The organism is Paenimyroides baculatum (assembly GCF_008629655.1).
Classification (GTDB): Bacteria; Bacteroidota; Bacteroidia; order Flavobacteriales; family Flavobacteriaceae; genus Flavobacterium; species Flavobacterium baculatum.
Genome location: NZ_VWSG01000007.1, coordinates 1 through 19,761 on the forward strand (window position 1 = coordinate 1; position 19,761 = coordinate 19,761).

Sequence of the window (19,761 nt, forward strand, 5' to 3'; positions counted from 1 at the left end):
CACCAAATACTTAATCGAATTTTATGTTAGCTTCTATGATGATTTTTCCAGATTTTGTTTTGAAACTAAATGTAAGGGGAACGCCCAAAAACAAAAAAATCCCGCTAGTGAACTAACGGGATTTGATTTACTGGAGAAAACTAATTAGTTTTTACCTTCCATTTTAGCTTTTAATTCTGCTAAAGCGTCGATATCACCTAAAGTTGTTTTTTCGTTTGATGAATTGTTAGAAGAAACTTTTTCTTCTGATGCTCTTACATTCTTCTCTTCCTCTTCGCGGAAAGTAGCAGTATGTGAAGCTACAACTCTTTTGAATTCTTTGTTGAATTCGATAACTTTGAAATCAGCTGTATCGCCTTTTTTCAATTTTTTACCGTCTTCTTTCTCTAAATGACGTGTTGGGATGAACGCAACTACATCTTCTTCGAAGTTTACAGTAGCACCTTTATCGTTTAAGTCTGCAATTGTACCGTTTTGTACTGTACCTACACCGTAAGCTGCTTCGTGAGCATCCCATGGATTGTCTGTAGTTTGTTTGTGACCTAATGATAATTTACGACCTTCAACATCTAATTCTAACACTACAACATCTAACTTGTCACCTACGTTAACAAATTCTGATGGGTGTTTGATTTTTTTAGTCCAAGATAAATCAGAAATATAAACTAAACCGTCGATACCTTCTTCTAATTCAACAAAAACACCAAAGTTTGTAAAGTTACGAACTGTACCTGTATGTTTAGAACCTACTGGGTATTTAGATGTAATGTCTGTCCAAGGATCGTTTGATAATTGTTTGATACCTAATGACATTTTACGATCGTCGCGATCTAATGTTAAGATAACTGCTTCTACTTCATCACCGATTTTTACGAAATCTTGAGCTGAACGTAAATGCGTTGACCATGACATTTCTGAAACGTGGATTAAACCTTCTACACCTTCTGCAACTTCGATGAATGCACCGTAATCAGCCAAAACAACTACTTTACCTTTTACTTTGTCACCAACGTTTAAGTTAGCATCTAAAGCATCCCATGGATGAGCGTTTAATTGTTTTAAACCTAATTGGATACGTGTTTTTTCGTCATCAAAATCAAGGATTACAACGTTTAATTTTTGGTCTAATTCTAATACTTCAGATGGGTGGTTGATACGAGACCAAGATAAGTCTGTAATGTGGATTAATCCGTCAACACCACCTAAATCAATGAATACACCGTATGAAGTAATGTTTTTAACAACACCTTCTAATACTTGACCTTTTTCTAACTGACCGATGATTTCTTTTTTCTGAACTTCGATATCAGCTTCGATTAATGCTTTGTGAGAAACTACTACGTTTTTGAATTCGTGGTTGATTTTAACAACTTTAAATTCCATAGTTTTGTTTACGTATTGATCGTAATCGCGGATTGGTTTCACATCGATTTGAGATCCTGGCAAGAAAGCTTCGATACCGAATACATCAACGATCATACCACCTTTAGTTCTACATTTAACAAAACCGTTAACGATTTCGCCTGTATCATGAGCTGCGATAACACGATCCCAAGCTTTGATTGTACGAGCTTTACGGTGAGATAATACTAATTGTCCGTTTTTATCTTCGCGAACGTCGATTAAAACCTCTACTTTATCACCAACTTTTAAGTGAGGATTGTAACGGAACTCATTTAAAGAAATAACACCTTCAGATTTAGCGTTGATGTCAACGATTGCATCTCTGTCTGTGATTCTTACTACTACACCTTCTACAACTTCTTCTTCACCAGTTGAGATAAAAGTTTTTTCTACTAAATCTTCGAATTCTTGTAAGTTTTGAGCGTCTACTGCATCAATACCGTTTTCATAACTTTCCCAGTTGAAAGTATCTAAGAATTCTTTTGCGTTTTGTGTTTGTTCAGACATGTCTGATAATAAATTTGTATTCTGTTTATTTAAGGATTGTAACGAAGTTTTAAACAGAAGTTGTTATTGATTTATGTTTCAACCTTTTAGCCATTCCTTTATCTTCTACTAAAAAGTGGTGCAAATTTACGTTGTTTTTTTTTATCTTCCTAAAAATCAATAAAAAAAAGTCTGAATATTAATTCAGACTTTAAGTTATTTAGAAATTTGTTGTTAGGTTTAAAGTAAATCCTGTAGCCTCTGGCACCATTCTACAAACACCGCCTACACAGATTAAACCTCCGCGTTGACGCCCGTAACTTGCAGCAACACGAGTTGCACCTTTAGTAAAACTTCCTCCAACGCTGTAATAATGTAACTGCATATCAGGGTCATCATTTCCATAATTATAGATATCATGCACAAAAAACGAAAATTTACTATTTGGCATATACTCTAATGTACCACCTGCCCAATTTTTACGATCTCCATCTGCCCATTGATGCTGTAATTCTAAACGAACCGAACTAGTTGGTTTGAAAAAATACAAACCTTCTGCAACAGCAACATTTGAATGAATCTGCCCGTATGTTTCTTCAACATATTCTCTGTTGTAATACTGATTAAGATACATAAAAATTGAACTGAATTTTTCAGACCATTTTCTTCTGTATTCAACAGCAAAATCGCGATAATATTTTTGACCAAAATCTGCAAAACCTGTAGATTTAAGATTACCATCTGGCTGTTCTTCTGTTTTTAAACCAGCCCAATATGATCCATTCACAATTAAATTTGCACCATATTTACCACCTAAAAAAGTTTCTTTTTTCAGTTCATAAAACACATCAAACTGCCCGCCAATTTCACCAATTTTATGAATATTCATATAACCATATTTAGGTTGAGACTGATAAACAAAGATATTTTGTAAAGCAAAATCGTATTGTTTTGTTAATGCTGGAACATAATTTATCATACCTACATTAAATGCATTTCCTGTTAACTCCCGGTTTGAGAAGAATGACATATTTTCCATTCTACGTAAATTAACATTTGCTGCAAAACCTTCAACGGTATAACCCATATTAACTAAAAAGGCATTTCCGTAACCTGATCTTTCAGGAAAAATTGTGCCTAGATTTTCAACAAGAACGTCTTCTGTTTTATAAACGTATTCACCGCCAATTGAGAATTTTTCACCAACGTAATCCAATCTTGTAGACATTACGTTTGTGTTTGGGTCAACTGTTGGATACTCAACAGATATGTCTTCGCGACGTCCAACAAACGAAGCTCCAAATTTCAGCAGATAATTATCTTTTTCTAAAATATTTGTGATATCAACTTCTGCATTGGCGCCGTAAATAATTCCATCTGATAAATCAAAACCTAAACCAACACGTTGTTTACCACCTAATAATGTTAAATTGGTTGAAGGATGCATACGTACTTTAAAACGCCCCCCAAAAATAGCATTGTTAATACCTAATGCCCTATCTTCCCAAGAACGCAAGGCTAAACCGCTACCAAATTGCTCGTAAAAGTGTCCTAATGTAATATCTACACCTTTATCGTAGTTATTGTATCGGGCATAAACAGTTCCTATACCCATTCCCTCTAATTCGGGATTGTAATTTAAAAGTGCTTTTGGAAGATAGCCTTCAGCTTGCATTCCTACTTCGAAATAATTTTTAAGATAATCTATCTTTATATAGTTATTTGAACGGAATGGATCCTCTTTTGCGCTTTCATCTAATTTAATTTTATCGTCTTCTGTGTAGTATTGAGAATTAGATTCGATCCCCACATTAACTTGAGCTTTACCTTGGTAAGACAACAGTACTATTAAGCCTGCTGCAATTAAATATTTAGATTTCATTACGATTTACCAATAGCTTTTTTAACTTGTTTGTAGATTTCGTTTTCGATACCTGGCGTATAACTAGAATGTGAATAAACCACTTTTCCTTTATAAATCACCATAGTATAAGGAACATTACCTACATTTAAAGCACGCTTTAATTCTTGGTTTTCATCTAAGACCACGGTATATTTCCATGATTTACCTTTAACCTGCGGTTTAACTCTTGCTTTTGTTCTAGCATCATCAATAGAGACCGCTACTAGTTCTACACCAGTTTCTTTTTGCCAAGAGGCATAAACTTCATTAATAGCAGTAAGTTCTTTTACACACGGACCACACCAAGTTGCCCAAAAACTTACAATTATTGGTTTATCAGAATTATTATACTTAGACATGTTAATAGATTTACCGTCTAAATCCTTTAACGTTACATTAGGTAACTTTTGTGCGTAACTAGCAAAGCTTAATAATAGAAACGCAACAAACACTTGAATTTTTAACATATTAGTTATTTAAATAAATTGGAAAAACAAATTTATAAAACTTTTTAACAACTTTTTTTTTTATTCTCAAAAAATTTACGTTTACTTTGTTTTAAATTAACAAACAATTAAGCTGACTTTATGAAAAAATTACTTTTTTTAAGTACGATTGCCTTGGGCGGATTAGTGATGGGATGTTCATCATCTGATGATTCTCCTAAAGAAGAAGAAAATCAATCACAAAAAATGAAAGTTGTGGTTGCTGTATTAAATGCAAATGGTGATGCTATTAACGTACAACAAGCGGATGCAAATACAACAAAAGACTATGTTATGGTTGGAAATAAATTTCAACACAGAGTTCTAATTGAAGATTTTACTGGTGCTTGGTGCGGATGGTGTCCACGCGTAACTTTTTCTATTGAAGAATTAGAAAAAAACAATGGAGATAAAATTGTTCCTGTTGCACTACACAACGGTGACAAGTTTGCTTTTTCTCCACATGAAAGAACATTATCTACTGCTTTATGGGAGAAATTTGGAATTCCTTCAAACCAAAGAGGCTATCCATTTGCTGTGTTAAACAGATCTGCCGAATGGGAAGCTGCTAGTGGTAATGCTATGAAAACTGCTCAAGCTTTAGCTTTGGCAAAAACTGATTCTGAAGTAGGTATTAAAATCGCATCTAGTTTAACTGAGACAAGTGGTAAAATTAATGTTTCTTTTAAATTTGCAGATGGTATTGCGAAAGATTTAAAATATGTTGTTTATGTGCTTCAGGATGGAGTGGTTTTAACACAATCTAACTACACTACTAATTTTGGTGGAAAAGGTAACAAACCTGATTTTGTACACAATGCTATTGCAAAAGCTTTGAATGGGGACGTTATGGGTACTGCAATTCCTTCTGACAAAATTGTTGTAGGTCAGGAATATACTCCAGCAGAAATTAATGTTTCTTATAAAAACTTTTAATAAAAAGTTTTTTCAAAAAAAGCTGTTTCAAAAAAACAGCTTTTTATATATATATTTTAACTTTTTAATAAAAAAATTACTGAATAAATTAAACTTATGAAAACAAAAAATATTTTACTGTTAGGAATTTTATCTATACTATTTAGCTGTAGTCCAGAAGAAGTACAAGAAGATAATAACACAATGAATTCCGAAATGGAAGCTGTGACAGACTCTGGTTATCAAACTTACAGTTCTGGAGATGGACTCTGGGATGTACTTGGATATGGATATGACGTTAAAGGTGATTTTGCTGATCCAACTTACGCCAAAGCCAATATATTAAAATTAAATTTACTAGAGAATGAGAATAGACTTACTTCACATACGCTTACAGTAAGTGAATCATCAGTAATAGCAAATTACAATGCCACAGAATACAAAAAAGATGTATCTACCAAAGTTAACCTTGGCGGCAGTGGTTTCTTTAAATTATTTGATGCCTCATTATCAGGGAAATTTGATAAAGGAGTAGTTGCTAATGGCGCATACTCCTTTGGAAGTAGTGATTATTTAATTTTAAGAAAGAAATTTTCTATTGATATAGACCCCTTAGATTTAACTCAATATCTAACAACTAACTTCAGAGAAGATGCTGATCAATTAACGCCACAAGCCTTTACAAATATTTATGGTACGCACTTAATTAAGACTGCTTATTTAGGAGCTAAATTAAGTGTTTCATATACAGGAAGTTCTACTCTTAATTCTTCTGCAAAGAAAACGGAAGCTGGTTTAACGGTTTCTTTTTTATCTGGTAAGATTTTTGGATTAAATGTTGGCGCAGGATATGACTCATCATATAATTATGCAAATAAATTCGCGAATAGCCAAGTATATTGTAAATCTATTGGAGGTTCTTACCCTATTGCAATAGGACCTCTTGACATTAGTAACCCAACAAATGTTCCAACAATGAATATTGATAATTGGTTGAATTCTATTACTGATAGTAATTCCAGGTTAATAAATTTTGATAGTACAAGCCTTTTGGCTAATTATGAATTAGTATTAGACACTAAAATTTCAAACGAAATAAAAAATTACATTAAGACAGGAATTAATAGTTACGCATCAGACAATCTAACTGAATACACTAATTTTGGACAGAAAACTTTCGTACCAGGAGATATGGTTATGTATTACAAAGCCAATTTTGATAGAGTGATCTTAATGAAAACAAGAAGAGGTAGATGGATTGAAGTAGCAGATGTGAGTAATTATAACAGCACTACAGGCTCCTACACCACCTCTTTAAAAAATAATTTATTGATTTTTCCAACAACCTTACCATTATTGCAAGCAAGCTTTACTAATGAAAATTTTGAAATCGTTAAACAAAATTCTTACATAAGTTTAGTAATCAATCAAGAAAATGGTAAAAAGTATATGGTATATCAGAATGGATATGATAAAAGAGCCTACCTGATAAAGAATGATTTGACTGCACAAAAATATAAACTTATTTATGGCTTACCAACTACATCTATTTCAAATTTGGATAATTTTATTATCAAAGTTCTTTAATTGCTTAATTGATATCAACAATTACAAAATTAAGAATTTCTCAAAAAACTCAAACCTTTCGGTTTGAGTTTTTTATTTCAAAACCTAAACTTCAGCTGCACGTATTCTGCTTTTTTCTGGTTGATGTTTAAATTACTTACCTGAATACCAATTAAGCGTACCGAAGCTTTTAAATTGCTTTGTTGTAACAGTTCCAAAGAAGTATCAAACAATAAATCAAAACTGCTCATGTAATACAGCAACGTTAAGCTTTTTGTCTGTAAATTAAAATCGCTGTATTTTATTTTAAGGGTGATTGTTTTGCCCGAAAGATTTCGTTTTTGCAATCGAGTTGAGACTTCTTCACAGATATCAATAAGCTTTTCTTTTAAAGGAATGATTGATGTAAAGTTTTCTTGAAACGTTCGTTCGGCTCCGATTGATTTTGGTAAACGATTTGGAACAACCGCCGAATTACTTATACCACGCGCCAACTGATAAAAATGAACACCCGAATTTCCGAAATGATGTTCTAAAAAATCTAACGATTTTTGGCGTAAATCGGCACCCGTGAAAATACCCAGATGATACATTTTTTCACAGGTTTTTTTTCCAACACCAAAAAAGCGTTTAATTTCTAACGAATCTAAAAACGGAATTATCTCGTCAGGTTTAATTGTTTTTTGTCCGTTTGGTTTGTTGTAATCGCTTGCTATTTTTGCAAGGAACTTATTGATTGAAATTCCTGCTGAAGCTGTTAACCCTGTAGTTTGAAAGATTTTCAAGCGAATTTCTTCTGCCATTAATGTGGCACTTTTCAACCCTTTTTTATTAACGGTTACATCTAAAAAAGCTTCGTCTAACGACAATGGTTCTACCAGATCGGTATATTCTAAAAAGATTTGTCTTATTTGGTTTGATACTTCTTTGTATCGACCAAAACGAGGTTTTACAAAAATTAATTCCGGACATTTTTTTATTGCAAGCTTACCGCTCATCGCACTTCGAACTCCAAATTTTCTAGCTTCGTAACTGGCTGCCGATATCACGCCTCTTTCTTCAGATCCGCCCACGGCAAGTGGTTTACCTCTTAATTCAGGAAAATCTAATTGTTCTACCGAAGCGTAAAACGCATCCATATCAACATGAATTATTTTGCGATGCGTCTGATTTATTTCCATTACAATCTACATCAATTAATAACAGTTTCTTTGCTTTTACGAGGTGGAAAAAAGAAATGTAACGGCTGTTTTTTAAAGTGTTTCCAAACCGATTTCTGCAAAGAAAAAACTTCTGTCCAAGGAATATTTCTTGATCGGAATGCCAAACCTAACGACAAACCAAAACTTACGATAAAATTCATAAATCCTACAAAAAACAAACCTAAAACACACCACACCCAAGTTATCCATGGTAGTTGAAAATCGGCTCCGTAAGCACCTAATGCTATATTTCCACTTACAAAAGTAATATGACGGATATCCAAATTCAAACCTAAAAAGATTCCAATGGAATGTGTGCTTCCCATAAAAACACCAAACCAAAGATTAGAAATAATTCCCGGCCATTTTTTCTCTAACCAACCAGCTAATCTGTTTGCTTTATACGCACCAATGGTCGATTTTAAAAACGGATTTTCCTGTATGCGATAATAAACCTGATTGTGCTTATTCTTGTTTGATACGTTACCCGAAATAATTCCCGACAGAAAAAGAAAAACGCCCGCAATAGCCGCATGAAAAATAGCTAACGAATGTGCCGGACTTGAATCTTTTAGCAACGTATGCCATTTGGTATCGGTAATATTAATGCCGGTAATGCTGTCAATTACCCAAATTAAAAGCAATGCTACGCCAAAAGCCATAATTACGTTGCCCACAAAGGCAATAAACTGCGAGCGGAACAACCTTGCAAACAATTTCGCAAAAGAACTATGTTGTTCGGTTGTTGATGTCTGATTTTTTCTACCTTCTTCAATTGCCTTTATAATGGTCGATGCTGTCATTGCAGGCTGTTTTGTTGCCAAGGCAAAACCGCATAAGTAAATTACAATGAAACCGAAAGCGTAATTAAGACTGTACAAAAAGGCAAAGCCAAAATCGCTTGTGTTTGCTTTAGATAAAAGCACTTTAAAAATACATAAGAAACCAACCACAAGCCCTGCACCCATTGATGCTTTAAACATTGAAAAATATTCTTTGGCAGTTTCGGTAATGTAATGCTCGCCTGTTTTGGCGGTGTACTGGGTAATTTCGTACGATACAACCTGCGTACTTTCGGCAATTAATTTGCTGATATTATTTTTGTAACAGTTGTATTCTATTAATCGTAATGATAGTTTTACGGTATTTTCGATTCGATCTTTAGAATGATCTACAACCATAAAATTCATTAAAATTTGAATTCTTTCCAATTGCTGTCTTATACGCAGTAAGCTTTGATTTACTTTAAGGGTAATACCAAATGTTGCACTGTTTTTATAGGCGTGCTTAACCAAATCTACACACTGGTTATACAAAATAACCATTTGCTTGTAGTTTAAATCATTGGAATCTACAAACTGTATTTCACCTTTTCGCAAACGGTTTTCAATCTCTAAAAACTCGTTTTCGAAACCTAAAAACGGACTTCCCAAATGGTTGTATTTCGGTATCATGTTCAAAATACTTGTTTCCATAGAACGCCCGCTCATTCGCTGGGTTAAAAGTCCCATGGCATATAATATTTCAGACAAAGCACCGTCATCTGCCTTTTCAAAACTGTAAATATCTTTGATCTGTAAAATTTCAACCAGTTCAATTAATTCGGCTAATGGAATTTTATTGATCCATACAAAATCGTTTTCCTTATAAAAAACCTGATTCAAGGCATATTCTAACGTATCTCTTTGTGGCTGATAAGGAAGTATTTTTGCCGAAATACGCTTTCTGATCTCATACAAAAAATCTGAATCCTGCAAAATACCGGCATCTGAAACCATTCTATGGAAAGATCTTCCCGATAAAATATTTTTCAAATAATTAGCAAGGATTACACGGTGCTTGTCGAATTCTATCAAATGATCCAACAGTTCGCGCAAGGTAATATTGGCAACTGCTTTTGGATTTCTTGGACGGTAATATCGCACCAAATCGTATAAAAAATACAGTCGTTCTTGCAAAACCACCTGATCATCTACAATGTATTTTGTAAATATTTCATTGACATTTTTATAGGTTAACTGTTTTTTTATTAAACTCATAAATTCTTTTTTACGATATTTGATTTCGAAGAAAATCCAGAAAATCAATGTTAGAAATTGAAAGAAAATTCAGCGTTAAAAGTACTACTTTTTTGGCGAATGCTAAAGAAAGCTACAAGATAACTCAAGGCTATTTGAATACCGATAAAAACCGAACGGTTCGCGTGCGCACCAAAGGAAACAAGGGGTTTATTACTGTGAAAGGCATAAGTTCTGCGGATGGTTTATCGCGGTTTGAATGGGAAAAAGAGATCGACATTAAAGATGCCGAAGCGCTTTTATTGCTGTGCGAAGATTTTGTGATTGATAAAACCCGGTATTTAATTCCGTTTGATACTATTGTTTTTGAGGTTGATGTTTTTGAAGGCGCAAACAAAGGACTTGTTATTGCCGAAGTGGAACTGCAAACAGCAGATCAGCAATTTGAAAAACCCGACTGGTTGGGAGATGAACTAACAGGCGACGAACGTTTTTACAATGCGTATTTAAGCAATGTGCCTTTTACTTCTTGGAATCGTTAATCAATTCTAATTTAACCTGAAGTTTACCCGCTTTTTTATCGTGCGAAATGGCATCGAATGCTTTTTTGCTTAAATCAATTTCCAAACCTTTTGTAAACGGTCCGCGATCGTTAATTTCAACAATTACGCTTTTATCGTTTTCTATATTGGTAACTTTAACTTTAGTACCAAACTGCAATTTTTTATGTGCTGCGGTTAATTTACTGTTAGAAAAAACTTCTCCGCTTGCTGTTTTTCTGCCATTAAATTTGTTGTGATAATAACATGCAAAAACCTCATCTTTATACAATGAGGTTTTTGTGTTTTTTGTGCGGTTTGCCGTTTTACAACTTGCAAAACACAATATTATTAAGATACTAAAAAGGCTATAACGCAAATTCATGTAAGTCTAAATCATTTGGAACCGAAGTTACTACATTCAATTCTTCTTGTATTTCGATTTTCTTGTCTTCGTAATCTTCCGGTAACACTTCAACTTTAACGCTTAATGTACCGTGGTTGCGGTTATGGGTTAAGTCCATAAAAGCTTTTTTGCTTAAATCTAACTGGCGTCCTTTAGAAAATGGTCCGCGATCATTGATTTCAACAATCACTTCTTCATCATTTGTAAGATTTGTTACACGCACTTTAGTACCAAAAGGTAATGTTTTATGCGCTGCCGTGTATTTTTTATTACTAAAAACCTCACCGCTTGCTGTTTTTTTACCGTTGAATTTATCGTGGTAGTAAGATGCTTTGGTTTCTTCGTGAACTGTTTCAACTTCGCTTTCTAAAGCTTCTAGTTCAGCATTTAACTTAATTAATTCACTCTTTAATTCAGCTTCTTTTTCGTTTATTTTAGAAGAATCTTTACTCAAATTATTAGCTGTTGCTATTTCTGCATACGCTAATTCCTTCCCTACAACTTTTACATTGTTATCCGTCTCATTGTTTTTTGTTACAACACTAAATCCAGTTACTACTGTTAGTGTTACTAATCCTGCTAAAATTAATGAAAAATGCTTCTTCATAAATTGTAATTTAATTAAACTTCTTTTTTTCTTGTAAAGACAAGAGAATTCTTTTTCTTTTTACGGAATTAAGAATCGTATTTTATAACCAAGCGCTCCAAGGAATTCTTGATAAAATCAAAATTGTTCCTAAAGCAAACATGATTGCAATTGATTTAAATTTTGCTTTGCTTGTTGTCATTTTTTTATGACGCGACCAACCAATTGTAATTAATACTACTGCTATAATATTAATTAATGGGTGTTCTAAAGCATACAATCGTAATGTACTGTCTTTCATTGCAACTGAAAAAGACTGAACCATTGGAGACACAAAATAAAGTATGATTCCAATTAACAATTGTGTGTGTGTAAAAATTAAAGCGAATAACGATAATTTACGATCGCCATCTTTAAATTCTTTGTTTGATGTCATCCCGATAATTGCATTTATCGATGCTACAATCAGTAAGATTAAAGCCGCAAAAGCAATGTAAGAATGCGCATGTTGTAAACCTGTGTACATAGTTATATTTATTGTTGTTTGCTGGCAAAGATAGGCTTTTTTCGTTGCAAAAAACTACCTTTAAATTTTCACACAAAAGCAAATATATTGAATTACAACAACATAGCAAAATTAATTATTAAAATAGTTTTGTTTTTAACATAATTTTAGAAGTTGTATCGCACACCAAAAAACGTTCTTAAGCCTTGGTTTGGTGCGTAAATATAGGTAGGATCAAACACTAAACCGTACGGATTTTCGGGTGTAACCAAAGCCGTTCCGTTGGCATCATATTGCACATTTTTGTTAAACGGATCGTTAGATCGGGCAATTAAAAACGGGTTATTCTTATTAGGCGTCCAATTCAATAAATTTTTAACGCCACCGTATAATTCAAAATGCTTAAAACCTTTATAAGTTAACTGAATATTCTGAATACTGTAAGTTTCGGAATACGGCAAACGCGGATCTAATTCGCTAACCAAAGGCAAACGCATGGGTCCGTACAAATTTCCAGAATAATCTGCGGTTAGGTTTAAACGGTTAAAAGTGTAGGAAACAACCCATGTTCCAGAAAATTTTTCGGTAAGCATTTGCTGTGTGCGTACATTATCTTCTACCTTGCTTACATCTTGCAGTGTTACACCCATCATTATTTTAAGATTGTTGGCATAAACTGCATCAACATTTAGGCTGATACCTTTTGTTTCAGCATATCCTTCTAAATTTTTATAGATGATCTGGTTTGGATTGCTGTCGTAATCTGGAATTATGGAATTGGTAAAATAAGTGTACCATGCAGCAGCTTCAGCCTGAAGGATAAAATCATCTTTCAACATCCAGGTTTTTAAATAATTTACATTTACGTTATACGATTTTTCGGGCTTTAGATCTTCTAAAACAAATACATCACGAGCACCCGAAAGCGCGGCGTGTTCTTCGGTAAACAAATTCACTACACGGAAACCTGTTCCGGCATTCAAACGTAAAATATCTCCTTTATCAGATTCGTATCTAAACGCAAAACGTGGTGTAATAATGCTTTTGTGATCTTTATGATAATCATATCTTAATCCACCCAACAAACTAAAATGCTTGTTTATTTCGTACGAATCCTGAACAAAAACACTTGGAATAAATGTTTCATGGGCTGTTGGTGTTGCTGCACTGTTGTCATCGTACATCTGATATCTTGCGGCTGTTCCAACTAACAAATCGTGCTTGCCGTAGGTTTTATCCCAATAAAACTGTGTAAAAGCAATGTTTTGTTTTGCCATAAACGGCGTATCGCCATACATTGAATTCTGATCGTGTGCCGTAATAGAAAACTGACTCGTAATTTTTTCGGTAAATGGCAGTTCATATAAACCAAGCAATTCAAATCTGTTCGTATAAATCGATTCCCCGTAAACATCGGTTCCGCCACGGTGACTTCTGTTCCAATTCATTTGTCCGCCCCAACGGTCTTCGTAAAAATAGCGGGTTGCCAGTGCAAATTGTTTTTTAGATTTTCGATCGAAAGTAAACTTGTTAAAAATCGAAATACGGTCTTGCAACGTAACATCGGTAAATCCGTCTTTATTTTTATCGATCGGATTGGAATAATTGAAATAATTCACGCCCATTAACCAATGAACTTTGTCTGAAACTTTTAAAGACAATCCCAAATCGGTATTTATCTCGCCCCACGAAGTCCCGAAAACATCAACAGCATATTTTGATGCATACAACGGATTTTTTGTAATGATATTGATCAATCCGCCCACAGCCTCACTGCCGTACAACGACGAAGCCGGACCTTTTACGATTTCGACTTTCTCAATCAATGAATTCGGAATTCCCGATAAACCATAAACGGTTGACAAGCCACTTACAATAGGCATTCCATCGATCAAAACAAAAGTGTACGGACCCTCTAATCCGTTAATATGAATGTCGCCCGTATTACAAACACTGCAATTTACCTGCGGTTTTACGCCGTTTACGTTTTGCAAAGCTTCAAAAATATTGGGCGTTGGGTTCTTTCTGAAAAATGTTGGCGTGTAAACCTCAACCGGAACCAAACTTTCCGATCGAAGCACGGGTTTCATAGTGCCCGATATCACAATTTCGTTCAGTAAATCGGTTTGCGGATTTTCGTTTGATAAAACAAATTCAAATTGTTCTTCCGGTTTTGTTAGATTCAATTCAAAAGCCTGAATGAATCCGCTGCTGTTTTCAATATTGATATGATAAATACCTGCATTTTCGAATTGATACGTAAAAGCTCCTTCTGCATCAGTTTGAACTTCCTCATCGGCTTCAACAATATAAACCGCTGTTTGTATAGCATTTTTGTTATCAGTCACTTTTCCGGTGAATTGTACTTGTGCCGCTAAAGTTGAAACACTTAAAAGTAAACTGAAAAATATAATTAGTTTCATTTGAATTAAATTTTAGACAAATCTAAAAATATTTTTTAAACAACTTAAATTAAAACTAGATTATTTAATTATATTTGATTTTTATTTGAAACTATGCTTACCCATACCGAAGAAAATTACCTGAAAGTGATTTATCATTTGTCGCAAACCGAAGATGAAGGAATTTCAACCAATGCCATTGCGCAGAAAATCGATACAAAAGCGTCATCGGTAACCGATATGATTAAAAAACTGAAAGAAAAAAAACTGATTACACACGAACGATATCAAGGTGTTTTTATAACCACTTTAGGCTTACAAACAGCTAAAATGATTATTAGAAAGCACCGTTTGTGGGAAGTTTTTTTGGTTAATAAGTTGAATTTTAACTGGGACGAAGTGCATGATGTTGCCGAAGAATTGGAACACATTAAATCTGAAAAGCTTATTAATGCATTGGATGCTTTTTTGGGTTTCCCGAAAGAAGATCCTCATGGCGATCCTATTCCAAATTCTAAAGGCGAAATTCCGTACCGTGAAAAAGAACTGCTTACCGAAACCAAAATCAATCATAAATATATGTGTGTGGGTGTAAAAGATACGTCAGCTGCTTTTCTTCAATATTTAGATCGACAAAAAATTGCCTTGGGAAGCACTTTTACCGTTTTAAAGCACGAAAATTTCGATCATTCGGTAACTATTCTGTTTCAAGAAAACGAGCTGACCTTATCTAAAGTGGTTGCTCATAATTTATTTGTAAAAAAGATCTGATATGTTTGATCAACTCATAGCCTTTTTTGAATCGGTTGACCCAGTTTGGGCAGCACTTTTCGCAGGATTATTCACTTGGGCATTAACGGCAATTGGTGCGGCTTTGGTATTTGTTTTTCGAAATCCGAGTAAAAAATTATTAGACGGAATGTTGGGTTTTACTGGTGGTGTAATGATTGCAGCCAGTTTTTGGAGTTTGCTTGCACCAGCTATAAACATGAGTCAGGGCGAAGGTTTTACTAAAGTAATGCCCGCTGCTATTGGCTTTGCGTTAGGCGCGTTGTTTTTGTTTGTGTTAGATAAAATTTTGCCGCATTTACACTTGAATCATCCCGTATCGAAAACCGAAGGCGTTAAAACCAAAACTCCTTGGCAAAAAACAACTTTATTGGTTTTGGCAATTACCTTGCACAACATTCCCGAAGGTTTGGCAGTTGGCGTTTTGTTTGGCGGTGTTGCAGCCGGAATTCCCGAAGCGACTATTGCCGGTGCTTTAACATTGGCAATTGGAATTGGTTTACAGAATTTACCCGAAGGTTTGGCAGTTTCGTTTCCGTTGCGAAGAGCCGGTATGAGCAAAGGCAAAAGTTTTATGTACGGACAAAGTTCTGCTTTGGTTGAACCTATTGCGGCGGTAATTGGTGCGTTGGCTGTCGGTTTTTTTACGCCAATTTTACCTTATGCGTTGGCTTTTGCAGCCGGAGCCATGATTTTTGTGGTGATTGAAGAAGTTGTTCCCGAAACCCAGCAAGGCGATAACGGCGATATTGCAACCCTTGGTTTTATAGGTGGATTTATTGCCATGATGATGTTAGATGTAGCTTTGGGGTAATCGAAAATAAAAGAATATGCAGATAATTTAAATATAGCTAAAGATAATTTATACAACAAAGGTTTTTCAATTGTTGATGGAATTTTTAATGATGCAGAAATCGAATCAATTATTTCGTGCATTAATAAAGCTGATCAAACAAATACTACTTTTCGTAAATCGGAAGATTTATTCGCGATAAGACAAGTTGTTAAAGAAATCCCGGAAATACTTCAATTCATTTTTAATGATAATCTTAAAGATCTGATATCAAGTATTCTTGGGAATGATTATTTCATTGTGAAAAGCATCTATTTTGATAAACCCGAAAATTCTAATTGGTATGTTGCTTATCATCAGGATCTGACCATTTCGGTAGATAAAAAAGCGGAAATTGAAAACTTTGTTAATTGGACTAAAAAGCAAAATCAGTTTGCTGTTCAGCCACCAATTTCTATTTTAGAAAATATTGTAACCTTACGAATCCATTTGGATGAAACAAATTTAGAAAACGGCGCTTTAAAGGTTATAGAAAATTCTCATTCAAAAGGAATTTACAGACCGGAATCTATCAATTGGGAAAATGAAAAAGATGTAACCTGCAATGTTAATAAAGGCGGAGTTATGCTTATGAAACCATTGCTACTCCATAGTTCGGGCAGAACAACAAACAGTAAAAAGCGAAGAGTAATTCATATTGAATTATCAAACATCGATCTTCCAAAAGAAATAAACTGGTCTGAAAAACAAGAAATATAAAACGTTTCGACAGGCTCAACGTCCGAAGAATTTTAATATTTAAAGATCTCACCCACCGGTCACTGAGCTTGTCGAAGTGACTTCTCACAAAAATTTAAAGTTATGAAAGGATATATGTATATTTTAATCTGCTGTGATGGTAGTTATTACACTGGAAGCACAACAGATTTAGAACTTCGAATTACACAACATCAAGCAGGCGTGGGAGCGAATTATACAAAAAAGAGACTTCCTGTAAAACTGGTTTATTATGAAGAATTTCAGAGAATAGATGAAGCTTTCTATAGAGAAAAACAAGTTCAAGGTTGGAGTAGAAAGAAAAAAGAAGCTCTAATTAATAACAACTCAGAATCTCTACCTTTATTATCAAAAAATTATTCCCAATTCCCTAAAGATTCTAGTCACTGATTTTGTTTAAGTGACAATTTATATATAAAAAACGTTTCGACAGGCTCAACGTCCGAGAAACTTTATCGTTTTTTACCCACAACCACAGTTATTATCATTACCGCAACTGCCCTTTTTCTTCTTTTTAAAAACAAACTTTTTCAGTAAAAAGGCAACTGCCATGCATAACAATATATAAACAATAACATCTTGCATACGCTTTATTTTAAAAGTTGATAAGCAATTAACGCTGCAACATACGCTACGGCTGTCATAAACACCAACTGAACAAACGTCCATTTCCACGAGTTAGTTTCCTTTTTGGTAACCCCAACAGTTGATAAACACTGCATAGCAAAAGCGTAAAACAACAATAACGAAATTCCGGTTGCGACAGTGTAAACCGGCGTTCCGTCTGCGCGTTTTTCATTTGCCATTCTGTCGATAATCTTGGTTTCGTCTTCGGCAGCTTCTTCGCCTAAATTATATAAGGTTGCTAAATTTCCAACAAAAACCTCACGTGCAGCAAACGATGTTAAAACAGCAATACTTATTTTCCAATCGTATCCCAACGGACGAAAAACAGGTTCAATTGTTCTACCGATGATTCCAATGTACGAATGTTCTAACTGATAACCTGCAATTTCGCTTGCCAATTGTTCTTCGGTCAAACGTTCGGTCAAACGTTCGTTCATCTGCTTTTCGGCAACCATTTCTTCGGCATTTCCAAACGTATCACTCGGCCCGTGCGATCCTAAAAACCATAAAATAACCGATAACGCTAAAATAATTTTTCCGGCACCCACAACATACGAAACTACTTTTTCGTACATATTTAAAAACACATTCTTTAAAATGGGTGCTTTGTACGTAGGCATTTCAATCACAAAAAACGATTTTCTGTCGGCTTTAATAATCTTGCTTAAAACCAAACCAGAAAGCAACGCAGCTAAAAATCCTAAAACGTACATCATAGTCATTACAAAAGCCTGCAACGGTACAAAACCTAAAATATATGTTTTTGGAATAATGAGCGATATAATGATAATGTACACCGGAATACGTGCCGAACAGGTTGTAAACGGCGTAACCAGCATGGTGATTAATCGTTCTTTTGGATTTTCGATGTTACGTGCACTCATGATTGCCGGAATGGCACATGCTGTTCCCGAAACTAACGGAACGACGGATTTTCCGCTTAAGCCGAAAGGTTTCATGATACGATCCATTATAAAAACCACTCGGCTCATATAACCGGTTTCTTCTAAAATCGATATTAAAAAGAATAAAATGGCAATTTGCGGAACAAACATCAACACGCCTCCCAATCCGGGAATTACACCATCGGCAAGTAATTCGGTTAATTTTCCTTCAGGCAAATTGGCGCTTGTCCAACTTGATAAATCGGCAAATAATCCATCAACAAAATCCATTGGGAAAGCTGCCAGTTCAAAGATCGATCCGTAAATCAACAGCAAAACAAAGAAAAAGATAATGTAACCCCAGAATTTGTGCGTTAGAATTCGATCGAACTTCATGCGGATATCCGTTGCCTTTGAAGTATCTATTTTATAGGTGTCCTTTAAAATCTTGTTAATAAACTGATAACGCTTTATGGTTTCGCGCTGTTGTAATTTTTTGAGTTCGGTTTCTGATTTTTGAACGGTAGAACTGCTTGAAACAACCGGACTTAATTGTTCGAACTGAAAAACACCTGTCTGCGTAAGCCAAACTTTGTAAGGATTTTGATTTGGATATAAATGCCCTAAAAGCGTAAAATAGCTTTCATCGATCGATTTTAAATCGAAAACACTATTGGTATTGTAGTTTGAATAATTTAAAACGGCTTGTTTCAACTCATCAATTCCTTCATTTTTTCTTGCGGAAATCAGAACAATTTTAGTATCCAACGCTTTTTCCAACGCAGGCACATCAATAGAAATTCCTTTCTTTTCCATTTGATCTGCCATGTTCAATGCCAGAATAGTAGGAAACCCCAAATCTTTAACCTGCGTAAAAAGCAACAGGTTTCGTTTTAAATTTTCTACTTCTGCAACCACAACAATTACATCTGGAAAATCTTTGTTCGATGCATCGAAAATGGCGTTCAACGCAATTTCTTCGTCTTTAGAATTTGGATTTACAGAGTAAACACCCGGTAAATCTATAATATGTGCTTTGGTATCTTTTGCTAAAGTTGCCGTACCAATTTTACGTTCTACGGTTACGCCGGGATAATTTCCTACGTGTTGGTTTAAGCCTGTTAACGCGTTAAAAACGGAAGTTTTACCTACATTTGGGTTTCCAATTAACGCTACTTTTAGTTGTTTCATTAAATGTTATATCAGTTCAACTTCAATTTCTTTTGCCAGATCTTTACGAATGCTTAAAAACGAATCGTTTACTTTTATGTAGATCGGATCTGATAGAGGTGCAATTTGCAAAACCTCGACAATATTGCCGGGTAAGCAGCCCATTTCAATTAATTTTAAAGGAACATTGTCTGCATTTATAGCGATGATAGTTCCTTTTTGGCTCTTTTTTAAAAAATTAAGAGTCATAATCTTTTTATTTAGATTGATTTTAGATTACAAATCTACTTATTAAAAAAGGAAA

Annotated in this window: 19 protein-coding genes; 7 read left to right on the forward strand and 12 right to left on the reverse strand. The window is 34.5% G+C overall.

What is annotated here, in order from left to right; translation table 11 throughout:
- Positions 1-144: 144 nt before the first annotated feature.
- The 3 genes from rpsA to F0460_RS10020 all read right to left on the reverse strand — a co-directional run bounded on the left by rpsA (position 145) and on the right by F0460_RS10020 (position 4,260).
- On the reverse strand, positions 145-1,911 hold the full coding sequence (gene rpsA, locus F0460_RS10010) for a 30S ribosomal protein S1 (RefSeq protein ID WP_150012789.1): 1,767 nt from the start codon (positions 1,909-1,911) through the stop codon (positions 145-147).
- Positions 1,912-2,110: 199 nt separating this feature from the next.
- Positions 2,111-3,772 (reverse strand): DUF6029 family protein, encoded by a 1,662-nt coding sequence (locus F0460_RS10015; RefSeq protein ID WP_150012791.1) that lies wholly within the window; start codon positions 3,770-3,772, stop codon positions 2,111-2,113.
- Positions 3,772-4,260: a TlpA family protein disulfide reductase gene (locus F0460_RS10020; RefSeq protein WP_150012793.1), complete on the reverse strand. Its 489-nt coding sequence runs from the start codon at positions 4,258-4,260 to the stop codon at positions 3,772-3,774. The genes F0460_RS10015 and F0460_RS10020 overlap by 1 nt, the downstream gene beginning before the upstream one ends.
- A 120-nt stretch (positions 4,261-4,380) precedes the next feature.
- On the opposite strand from F0460_RS10020, the gene F0460_RS10025 reads away from it, so the two are divergent.
- On the forward strand, positions 4,381-5,214 hold the full coding sequence (locus F0460_RS10025; RefSeq protein WP_150012795.1) for an Omp28-related outer membrane protein: 834 nt from the start codon (positions 4,381-4,383) through the stop codon (positions 5,212-5,214).
- Positions 5,215-5,310: 96 nt separating this feature from the next.
- Positions 5,311-6,780: an MAC/perforin domain-containing protein gene (locus F0460_RS10030; protein WP_150012797.1), complete on the forward strand. Its 1,470-nt coding sequence runs from the start codon at positions 5,311-5,313 to the stop codon at positions 6,778-6,780.
- A 77-nt stretch (positions 6,781-6,857) separates the two neighbouring features.
- On the opposite strand, the gene dinB is transcribed toward F0460_RS10030, so the two are convergent.
- Together dinB and F0460_RS10040 are read right to left on the reverse strand one after the other, a co-directional pair.
- Positions 6,858-7,940, reverse strand: a complete 1,083-nt coding sequence (gene dinB, locus F0460_RS10035; RefSeq protein WP_150012798.1) for a DNA polymerase IV — start codon at positions 7,938-7,940, stop codon at positions 6,858-6,860.
- 11 nt (positions 7,941-7,951) lie between these two features.
- Entirely contained in the window at positions 7,952-10,000 is a 2,049-nt protein-coding gene (locus tag F0460_RS10040) for a recombinase (protein WP_150012800.1), read from the reverse strand.
- Positions 10,001-10,047: 47 nt separating this feature from the next.
- Here F0460_RS10040 and F0460_RS10045 point away from each other — a divergent pair, with 47 nt between their 5' ends.
- Positions 10,048-10,521 (forward strand): CYTH domain-containing protein, encoded by a 474-nt coding sequence (locus tag F0460_RS10045; RefSeq protein WP_150012802.1) that lies wholly within the window; start codon positions 10,048-10,050, stop codon positions 10,519-10,521.
- Here the strand turns inward: F0460_RS10045 and F0460_RS10050 are convergent.
- The 4 genes from F0460_RS10050 to F0460_RS10065 all read right to left on the reverse strand — a co-directional run bounded on the left by F0460_RS10050 (position 10,502) and on the right by F0460_RS10065 (position 14,438).
- Positions 10,502-10,903, reverse strand: a complete 402-nt coding sequence (locus F0460_RS10050) for a septal ring lytic transglycosylase RlpA family protein (protein ID WP_150012803.1) — start codon at positions 10,901-10,903, stop codon at positions 10,502-10,504. The two genes, F0460_RS10045 and F0460_RS10050, sit on opposite strands and share 20 nt — an antisense overlap.
- Positions 10,887-11,531: a septal ring lytic transglycosylase RlpA family protein gene (locus F0460_RS10055; protein WP_150012805.1), complete on the reverse strand. Its 645-nt coding sequence runs from the start codon at positions 11,529-11,531 to the stop codon at positions 10,887-10,889. The genes F0460_RS10050 and F0460_RS10055 overlap by 17 nt, the downstream gene beginning before the upstream one ends.
- An 82-nt stretch (positions 11,532-11,613) precedes the next feature.
- Entirely contained in the window at positions 11,614-12,036 is a 423-nt protein-coding gene (locus tag F0460_RS10060) for a hypothetical protein (protein ID WP_150012807.1), read from the reverse strand.
- Between the two features lie 146 nt (positions 12,037-12,182).
- Positions 12,183-14,438, reverse strand: a complete 2,256-nt coding sequence (locus F0460_RS10065; RefSeq protein WP_150012809.1) for a TonB-dependent receptor plug domain-containing protein — start codon at positions 14,436-14,438, stop codon at positions 12,183-12,185.
- 93 nt (positions 14,439-14,531) lie between these two features.
- Here F0460_RS10065 and F0460_RS10070 point away from each other — a divergent pair, with 93 nt between their 5' ends.
- The 4 genes from F0460_RS10070 to F0460_RS10085 all read left to right on the forward strand — a co-directional run bounded on the left by F0460_RS10070 (position 14,532) and on the right by F0460_RS10085 (position 17,166).
- Positions 14,532-15,188, forward strand: coding sequence for a metal-dependent transcriptional regulator (locus F0460_RS10070; protein ID WP_150012811.1), 657 nt, complete (start codon positions 14,532-14,534; stop codon positions 15,186-15,188).
- Position 15,189: 1 nt separating this feature from the next.
- On the forward strand, positions 15,190-16,020 hold the full coding sequence (locus tag F0460_RS10075; protein WP_150012813.1) for a ZIP family metal transporter: 831 nt from the start codon (positions 15,190-15,192) through the stop codon (positions 16,018-16,020).
- 69 nt (positions 16,021-16,089) lie between these two features.
- The gene (locus F0460_RS10080) at positions 16,090-16,758 is read left to right on the forward strand and encodes a phytanoyl-CoA dioxygenase family protein (protein WP_317132147.1); all 669 of its coding nucleotides are present in this window, start codon (positions 16,090-16,092) and stop codon (positions 16,756-16,758) included.
- 102 nt (positions 16,759-16,860) lie between these two features.
- Positions 16,861-17,166 carry a GIY-YIG nuclease family protein gene (locus tag F0460_RS10085; RefSeq protein ID WP_150012817.1) on the forward strand — a complete coding sequence of 102 codons (306 nt, stop codon included), beginning with the start codon at positions 16,861-16,863 and terminating at the stop codon, positions 17,164-17,166.
- 72 nt (positions 17,167-17,238) lie between these two features.
- On the opposite strand, the gene F0460_RS16395 is transcribed toward F0460_RS10085, so the two are convergent.
- The 3 genes from F0460_RS16395 to F0460_RS10100 are packed head-to-tail and all read right to left on the reverse strand — an operon-like array spanning position 17,239 to position 19,706.
- A complete protein-coding gene (locus tag F0460_RS16395; RefSeq protein WP_317132146.1) occupies positions 17,239-17,445 on the reverse strand; it encodes a FeoB-associated Cys-rich membrane protein in 207 nt (68 codons plus the stop codon).
- Positions 17,367-19,478, reverse strand: coding sequence for a ferrous iron transport protein B (gene feoB / locus F0460_RS10095; protein WP_150012821.1), 2,112 nt, complete (start codon positions 19,476-19,478; stop codon positions 17,367-17,369). The genes F0460_RS16395 and feoB overlap by 79 nt, the downstream gene beginning before the upstream one ends.
- A 6-nt stretch (positions 19,479-19,484) precedes the next feature.
- On the reverse strand, positions 19,485-19,706 hold the full coding sequence (locus tag F0460_RS10100) for a FeoA family protein (protein WP_150012823.1): 222 nt from the start codon (positions 19,704-19,706) through the stop codon (positions 19,485-19,487).
- Positions 19,707-19,761 lie beyond the last annotated feature (55 nt).

What these genes read in the sequence shown, in the direction of transcription:
- F0460_RS10030 (WP_150012797.1), top strand. Translation starts at nt 5,311, where the DNA reads ATGAAAACAAAAAATATTTTACTGTTAGGAATTTTATCTATACTATTT.
- F0460_RS10085 (WP_150012817.1), top strand. Translation starts at nt 16,861, where the DNA reads ATGAAAGGATATATGTATATTTTAATCTGCTGTGATGGTAGTTATTAC.
- F0460_RS10075 (WP_150012813.1), top strand. Translation starts at nt 15,190, where the DNA reads ATGTTTGATCAACTCATAGCCTTTTTTGAATCGGTTGACCCAGTTTGG.
- F0460_RS10055 (WP_150012805.1), bottom strand. Translation starts at nt 11,531, where the DNA reads ATGAAGAAGCATTTTTCATTAATTTTAGCAGGATTAGTAACACTAACA.
- F0460_RS10065 (WP_150012809.1), bottom strand. Translation starts at nt 14,438, where the DNA reads ATGAAACTAATTATATTTTTCAGTTTACTTTTAAGTGTTTCAACTTTA.
- F0460_RS10040 (WP_150012800.1), bottom strand. Translation starts at nt 10,000, where the DNA reads ATGAGTTTAATAAAAAAACAGTTAACCTATAAAAATGTCAATGAAATA.
- F0460_RS16395 (WP_317132146.1), bottom strand. Translation starts at nt 17,445, where the DNA reads ATGGACGTTTGTTCAGTTGGTGTTTATGACAGCCGTAGCGTATGTTGC.
- F0460_RS10060 (WP_150012807.1), bottom strand. Translation starts at nt 12,036, where the DNA reads ATGTACACAGGTTTACAACATGCGCATTCTTACATTGCTTTTGCGGCT.
- rpsA (WP_150012789.1), bottom strand. Translation starts at nt 1,911, where the DNA reads ATGTCTGAACAAACACAAAACGCAAAAGAATTCTTAGATACTTTCAAC.
- feoB (WP_150012821.1), bottom strand. Translation starts at nt 19,478, where the DNA reads ATGAAACAACTAAAAGTAGCGTTAATTGGAAACCCAAATGTAGGTAAA.
- F0460_RS10015 (WP_150012791.1), bottom strand. Translation starts at nt 3,772, where the DNA reads ATGAAATCTAAATATTTAATTGCAGCAGGCTTAATAGTACTGTTGTCT.
- dinB (WP_150012798.1), bottom strand. Translation starts at nt 7,940, where the DNA reads ATGGAAATAAATCAGACGCATCGCAAAATAATTCATGTTGATATGGAT.
- F0460_RS10025 (WP_150012795.1), top strand. Translation starts at nt 4,381, where the DNA reads ATGAAAAAATTACTTTTTTTAAGTACGATTGCCTTGGGCGGATTAGTG.
- F0460_RS10100 (WP_150012823.1), bottom strand. Translation starts at nt 19,706, where the DNA reads ATGACTCTTAATTTTTTAAAAAAGAGCCAAAAAGGAACTATCATCGCT.
- F0460_RS10050 (WP_150012803.1), bottom strand. Translation starts at nt 10,903, where the DNA reads ATGAATTTGCGTTATAGCCTTTTTAGTATCTTAATAATATTGTGTTTT.
- F0460_RS10070 (WP_150012811.1), top strand. Translation starts at nt 14,532, where the DNA reads ATGCTTACCCATACCGAAGAAAATTACCTGAAAGTGATTTATCATTTG.
- F0460_RS10020 (WP_150012793.1), bottom strand. Translation starts at nt 4,260, where the DNA reads ATGTTAAAAATTCAAGTGTTTGTTGCGTTTCTATTATTAAGCTTTGCT.
- F0460_RS10045 (WP_150012802.1), top strand. Translation starts at nt 10,048, where the DNA reads ATGTTAGAAATTGAAAGAAAATTCAGCGTTAAAAGTACTACTTTTTTG.